This window comes from Paenibacillus sp. UNC499MF (genome assembly GCF_900107975.1).
In the GTDB taxonomy this organism is placed as follows: domain Bacteria; phylum Bacillota; class Bacilli; order Paenibacillales; family NBRC-103111; genus Paenibacillus_F.
Genome location: NZ_FNVF01000031.1, coordinates 1 through 7,227, shown reverse-complemented (window position 1 = coordinate 7,227; position 7,227 = coordinate 1). Strand labels below are relative to the sequence as shown.

The window sequence follows — 7,227 nt, the reverse complement described above, 5'->3', positions numbered from 1 at the left end:
CTTTTGCAACAACCATTTTGTGGAAAGGGGAAAGAGCCGTGATTAGACTCTTCCCTATTCCGCTTGCTTTCTTAACTTTAGAGCGGATGCCTTTAATGCTAATGAGTACCGTTAGAACCGAAATCATCATAGCTTGAAAGATCTCCATGGTAGAAAACAACGTCTCCATCCGTCACCGGGAATGTATGGCCCTTGGCGTCTGTCACACTCTGAACTCCTCCCTCCAACTGCCATTGGTTGTTCAACGGACCATGGATATATTGCAGATAAGGCCGATTAACATCGCCCGCACGAATGCTTTCAATATTGAAGTTCACGACGATGTAGCCATTCCGCAAAAAGATCGGTGACCGGTCATCCAGTGTTTGACTTCGGCCATAAGCGGCAAGATCTGTTGCTTTCGGTACGGCATACACCGCTGCAGGCAGGCTGTACTCCCCGTACCATTTTTGGTCGGAAGCGAGGACCCGCGCTTCATCCACTCCCGCCGGAATGTTCTGAGTTCCTCCAATAAAAGTCCGCACCTGCCGGGATAAAATGAGCCAATGATAGGTCCCTACCCAGGCTGGTTTGGCCGCTTTCTTTAAATAGTCGGCCGTAAATAACGCCCGGTTCGTGAAGGAACCCGGAGACTGATCAAAAAGATAGCCTGCCGTCTGCTCAAGCTCTTGCGTACTTACATTGCGCAGCCTGTCGTTTAAAACGACAAAACGCTTTTCTTCATCCTGCTGGGAACCGATACGGACAAATGGTTGATTCTCCGTATGATAATACAAATCAACGGGCTGTCTTTTGCCTCCTTCATTAGAAACGAAATAAAAAGCCGGTGTAATCCTCACGCCATCATCCGGACCGAACATATTGCCTTTGGTCTTGAGGTCAAACTTGATGTGATAGCCTGTTTTCACCGCTATGTTCTTATAGCCCGCTTCGGGGTGGCTTCCCGGATGTATCGGGAGAATGAAGGGATAGCCCGTGGGCCGAGGCTGACCGTCGATTCCTTTTGCTCCTACCCAATAGTTCGTTTCGGTATGCGCCGCACTGCCTTTAGCGGTACGAAAGACGCTTTCCCAATTGTAGTCTGCAATGTCCGTTACTTTAAAATCATAAAGTCGTCCGATCACATCGACCCGAACCGTATCCGTAGCAACGTGATTGGTCAAGTCCAGGTTAGCCTGTGGTTCTGTCGTAAACGAAGCCGGAGCATTTTCCGCAATAGAGCGAAAAAGGACACTATAGGGACCTTCGTCTACCCATACCGGCATATAGAAGGTAGAAGACAACTGTCCTACCGGTATGTCGATCCACGTATCCTTCGGTATGAATTTCATAGATGCGTCGTAAGTGTCAAACGGAAACCACACTTGTTTCTGCCTGTTGTACTTGGCGAAATCACGAGTCTCGTAGCCCGGTATGCCGCGGTGCGGACCCGTTGTGGGTATGGTTACGCTAAAAGGACGGTCAAGGATTAGGGCAGAACGTTCGTAGGCAGGGGACGTTTTCTGATTATGCGCCTGATCGTCGGAAACCGAGGGGACCATAATGACCGGCGTGTGAACTGTAACGGGATTGATGCCCGGAATTTCGAAGGTTTTGTCCGCTCCTCCTTTAATGTTTCCCGGTAGAAGCGTGTAAGCGATTATTGCGGATGTGGGCTGGTTTTGCCGGTTGGCCAGTGATTTGCTGATCATGTAGCCGGTCCCGTAAAACGTATCCGCACCTAACCTGGCAGGCTCCGGAATAGGCTTGGGCAGTGGAGCCGCGGCGTCGTGAATCCGGTCATCCATAAGCGTGACGCCGTTAAACACCAAAAGATCATTACTCACTTTGTTTGCACCGACCGCTGCTTCCGCAGCCGCTTGAAACAAGCCGGTTTCGTTCATTGGCGGACCTCCGCCGGTACCTAAGTTAACGGAATTGCAGTTCGAGGGTTTTACGTGTGCGGATACGTCGTCTTTATTTGAGCTTGTTATAACGGGAGGCGTGTAATTTTTAGCGTCCATGGTAACCGAACCGCCATATCCGCCAAGAGCATAATTGCTGAACTGTACCTTCTGGGGCCTGTAAATTTCCAGATTATCGATTTGCCAGTAGCCGTAAGGACGCTTGACGGTCATCGTTTGAGTAACTGTCTGGCTCATGGGAATCGGAATGCCGGGCGGAGGAACGGGGACGGTCCATACATATGTTTTGGTGACGGGGACATTGTAGGTGACCTCTCCGGTAATATTGGTGAATTTGTTTTGAAAAAGGTATTGGAGACTAAACGCATTCGCGTAGAGGCTTTCGGAAGTGGGGATGCCTTCGAGGACGTTGAAGGTTTCGGCACCGCGCTTGTCGGCACGAAGCATGCCGCTTGCCTGAGGATTCATCGAGGTGCCGTTTTGCGATGCGCCTTTTGCCGGCGGATTGATTACCGGGCTGCATCCATTAGTTCCTCCGGGGGGCTGGGGATTACCCGTACCCGGGTTTCCTCCACCTGAGGAGCCGCAATCTTTTACCGTCAGGGTGACGGTTTTTTTCTCATCCAAATGCTGAAGATCATCTTTAAAATGTGCTGTTATTTGCGTGGTTCCTACTGCTGCTTTCAGGGTGATTTTGCCCGATTGGTCAATGGCTGCGATGGAGGGGTTGGAGCTTGTCCAAGTTAGTTTATCGTGTTTTTGAAGGGACCATGAGGTGCCGTCCGGCTTAGTCAGCACGGCTTCCGCTTGCTGCGGAGAGGAGTCGGAGGTGCAAAAATCGGGCTGAGGGAGATTGATCACAAGTCCAGGGTCTGTCGTAACCGTAATTTCAGCAGTGTCTGAAATGCGGTAATCGCCGTTGTCCCAAGTGGCTCTTATCTTAACTTTTCCGGCCTTTTTGCCTTGAACTTGCCCGGAAGCGTTCACTGCGGCGATAGTTTCGTCTTCGGATTTCCACGTGGTCTCGGTTGTTCGGGCAGCTACGTCATATTCCTTTCCCCAGTCGCTTGCTCCCCAGTCTTTGGTTTTGACGTTTGCCTGGAGTTGAATTTTTTGTCCTACGGAGATGGTCGAGTCTGGCGTTGCGGTGATTTCTTTTTCTTCGTAGATGTCTCCTGCCCAGGTGATCATTACAGGAGTGTCATACTCAACAATCATTTTGGGACAACCATTTGGTCTTTTCATAAATTCTTCAAGATATGTGGGAACTTTGTTGCCTCCAGTATTGGTTCTAATGAGCGCCGTTTCATCACCAGTTATATCCGGCTTTATATTAGCGGGGTCGTATGAATTACTCGGTTCATACTCAACACTATCTAAATGTGCTTTAGCAACGTTTTCGGCTTTAACAATCCTCCCTCTTTCATCTTTCCATATCTGGGCCGCCCATTTAGAAAGATTAACATCATCAGGTATTTTAGTGTACGCTGGTCTCGGATTGTAACAATCTCCATTCCAACCTACATCACTCCGACCACCAGAATAATCTACTCTAAACCCCCCAGAATCCAATTGATACCAGTACACACCAGGAGTAGCTATTCGTGGCTCCGAATATATAGTTTTAGGACTCGATCTTTGCATTTTAGGTGGTTGTTGAGTAGCAGCTTTCACCTTGTAGTATGAACTTGTCAGAGTTAATAATAGCAAGCTAGATATAGCTAATAATATTCTTTGTAGAATTTAGAACCACTCCTTACGTTTATATTATTTTCTTAGAATTATCCCGCCGTTATCGCCAGAATCTGTGGTTATACTATATGATATGTATTCTCTATTATTGGGCGGTATTTTTGGCATTGTTTGAATAACCCAAATTGAGTTTTCAATTCCTTTTTTGAAAAATGCAGCAGATGCTAAGGGGATCGTTGGCACTCCGTATCGTGTAGCTGAAGCATCGCTTAATCTGGTAGCAGACGTAATTCCATTTCCCATACCATTCGCTAGTGTGTTAGGATCAATTTTATCTAAATTTGAAATAACTGAAATTTCAGAAACAGCAATGTATCTATTGTATTGGTATTTTTCAACTTGATCTAAGAACATTTGAGCGTAAACACCTGAAGCTTTTGTGTCGATTGTATCAATAAATATAATTCTTTTAACTTTCATTTTTGCGATATTATTTTTAAGAGTTACCTCTTTATTCTTGATTTTATCGAAGCTTGCATCCTCATTATTAAAATTTTTAGAGTATAAATATTTTGTTATCGAAAGTACATTCGACCCTGTAACTCCAACCTCCCTCAGTTCGTTAAGCGCCTTGTATTGTTCGGCTTTGCTGCCTTCCGCCTCCATATACCGCATCAAAATGGCGGAAACTTCCGCCCTTGTGGTCGCTTGGGCAAGCCGAAACGTGCCGTCTTCAAATCCGTCCACAATGCCTGTGCCTTTTACAAGGGCCACGTAAGGAATCTGCTCGCTGGAAATGCCTCCTTTGTAGGTCTCGGGTGTGGGCAGCAGGGTGTCCTCCGTGTCCTCCAATGCCTGTTTAAAGCTTGGCTCCGATTGGACGAGTCCCGACGAGATCCATTTGATCATTTCATAGCGCGTCAGTTCCCGGTCGGGTGAAAAGCCTTCCTTGTAATCGTTCCGGTCGATAAAACCGATAGCGGCTAGCTGAGTGACCTCCGCCTGGCTCCAATGGTTCTGTAAACCCGGGAGTGTGCTTTCGGCCGATCCTTGCTCTGCCTTCTGTTTCGTAGCACGGCTCAGCATAGCCGCGAATTCGGCACGCGTAATTTTCCCGTTCGGGTTAAAGGTTCCATCGCCGTATCCTTGTACCAGGTTAAGGTCGGCTGCCTGGCGGATGACTTTTTCAGCCCAGTGCCCCCCTACATCGCTAAAAGACCCTGCCTGCACAGCAGCGGCTGGCTCGTCATGAAGGCCAACTGCTTTTGCTTCAAACGGAAATAAAGCGGCCGTCCCCAAAAAGATGGCGGCTCCCCAGTTGCTTTTGCTTTTTTTCCAAAAAACCATGTAAAAACCTCCTTGGCAAACAGCAAATAATAGAATTAGGCACAGCAAACAAACATAAAGAGCCGAATGAACAGTAAAATAAACAGCTTCAGCTTGTACAACGATAAAAAAGAGATAAAGAGAATGAAAAAGAAATGAGCTGGAAGGGGCGTGCGGGAGGGGGATGAGGAAAAACGAAGGCACAAAACCAAGTATAAACCATCTATCAATATTTGGAAATAGTGAAAATATAATCAAGTAAATAAACATATAAAAAAACCGGCCTATCGGATTGAATCCGAGGCCGGTCCGCTGCTTTGCAACCCTTTAACCGCTCACGCCGATAAACACGTAGCGCGCAATAACAAGAACGAACAAGATCCACATGAGCCAGTGAATGCTGTGTTTCTTTTCAACACGGCTGCTCAACTGAGAAATAACCGCCAGAATGACATAACCTACGATACCGAGAGAAATACCGTTGGCAATGCTGTAAGTGAAAGGCATGAACGTGATGGTCAGGAATGCCGGAATCCCGATCACAAGATCCTGGAAGTCGATGTCACGCACGGCCTGCATCATCAGAACGCCTACGACGATCAGGGCCGCACCCGTCGCGGAACCCGGAATCAGAGCGATAATCGGCGCGAAGAACAGAGCGAGAATAAACAGGATACCCGTTGTGAGCGAAGTAAGACCGGTACGGCCGCCTTCCGCTACACCGGCGGAGCTTTCCACATAAGCGGTTACGGTGCTGGTACCCAGCATGGCGCCGCCGCTGACCGCAAAAGCATCAACGAACATCGCTTTACCGACGCGCTTGTTGCCTTCTTCTTTGTTTTTCATGATGCCCGCACGGTTAGCCGTACCTACAAGCGTACCGAACGTGTCGAACATTTCGACGAAAGTAAAGGTCACGATGACCGATACAATGCCGACGCCCATAATACCGGCAAAATCAAACTCCCAGAAGTTAAGCTGGCCGAGGTCCGGAATCCAAGGTGTTTGGGGATTGTTCAGCGAGCTAAGATCAACATATCCCATAAGAAGAGCGATAATCGTCGTACCCAAAATACCGAACAAAATCGCACCGCGTACACGGAGCACCATCAGAATGGAAATCAGTACGAGGCCGATCAAAGCCATAATCACGTCCGGGCTTTTAAAGCTGCCCAATTCAATAACGGTTTCAAAACTCTTAAGCGGAGTAAACTGGCCTTTCGGAATATCGTTAACGGTTTCAGCCGCAATTGTCATCAGACCGGTGTTTTTCAACCCCACGATGGTGATAAAAAGACCGATCCCCACGGTAATCGCGTGCTTGATTCCGTCCGGAATCGCGACGAGCAGCATCTGCCGCAGTCTCGTAATGGTCAGAATGATAAAAATGATCCCCGAGATAAAGACGGCGGTCAGAGCCATCTGCCAAGTAATCGGGTTGTTGGTGGAAGCGGTGGAGACCACGACAGTCGCAAAGTACGCGTTAAGTCCCATACCCGGAGCCAGTGCGACCGGAAAGTTCACGAACAGCCCCATGGCGATGGTAAAAATACCGGCGGCCAAAGCGGTCGCGAGAAACACGGGATACCACTCCATGCCTGTTTTGCCGAAAGCGGTCAGGATGTTCGGATTAATAACCAGCACGTAAGCCATAGCCATAAACGTGGTGATGCCCGCCATAATTTCGGTCCGTACGTTAGAGCCGTTTTCCTTTAATCTAAAAAAACGATCCATTGCAACGAAATCCCCCTTAAATTGGATGAGAACAACAAAAAGCCCGGGCGACGTTTATCACCTGGGCCGGTTGCAAGAAAGAGCGGCTCCCACGGTCATCGGTCACTTCCTTTGGAAATAAACTTCCCTAATCTGCCGGAGCAAATTCGCGATCGTCCATTTCAAAAAGAGGCGCCAAAGGCCGCTGGGCTGCACGTTCTTTTCGTAGCCAGATCATTACGGTGACCTCGTAGAAACTTCCGGGCCAATCCCCGGAATTATACGAAAAGCATTCAATTTTGTCATTCCTCTTCATTTTAGTAAGCGAATCGGATCTTGTCAATACGGAATAACGAATATTTAACTGGCAAAAAAGAGTTAATGTTCGGGATTTTTTCCATGTGAGACGGGGCGGATAAAGCCGACAAAAAAGGCCGGAGCCCTTTCGGAAGGGTCCGGCCTTGATCTTTGTATACTATTCCCACTCGATCGTTGCTGGCGGTTTCGACGTTACGTCGTAGACAATACGGTTGACGTTGTCCACTTCGTTGACGATCCGCACGGAGATTTTCTCCAGGACATCCCAAGGAAT

The 7,227-nt window shown here is 48.1% G+C and carries 4 protein-coding genes and 1 riboswitch; all 4 genes read right to left on the bottom strand.

The window, feature by feature from the left end; genetic code table 11:
• Window positions 1–98: 98 nt before the first annotated feature.
• Entirely contained in the window at window positions 99–3,491 is a 3,393-nt protein-coding gene (locus tag C4S74_RS26105; RefSeq protein WP_258042620.1) for a DUF5704 domain-containing protein, read from the bottom strand.
• Between the two features lie 180 nt (window positions 3,492–3,671).
• Window positions 3,672–4,943, bottom strand: coding sequence for an S-layer homology domain-containing protein (locus C4S74_RS26100; protein WP_103998196.1), 1,272 nt, complete (start codon window positions 4,941–4,943; stop codon window positions 3,672–3,674).
• A gap of 306 nt (window positions 4,944–5,249) precedes the next feature.
• On the bottom strand, window positions 5,250–6,656 hold the full coding sequence (locus tag C4S74_RS26095; RefSeq protein ID WP_103998195.1) for an NCS2 family permease: 1,407 nt from the start codon (window positions 6,654–6,656) through the stop codon (window positions 5,250–5,252).
• 185 nt (window positions 6,657–6,841) lie between these two features.
• A riboswitch (purine riboswitch) is annotated at window positions 6,842–6,941 on the bottom strand.
• A gap of 169 nt (window positions 6,942–7,110) precedes the next feature.
• Window positions 7,111–7,227: hypothetical protein (locus C4S74_RS26090; protein WP_146065535.1), on the bottom strand; the 117-nt coding region annotated here is incomplete at its 5' end.

What these genes read in the sequence shown, in the direction of transcription:
- C4S74_RS26100 (WP_103998196.1), bottom strand. Translation starts at nt 4,943, where the DNA reads ATGGTTTTTTGGAAAAAAAGCAAAAGCAACTGGGGAGCCGCCATCTTT.
- C4S74_RS26095 (WP_103998195.1), bottom strand. Translation starts at nt 6,656, where the DNA reads ATGGATCGTTTTTTTAGATTAAAGGAAAACGGCTCTAACGTACGGACC.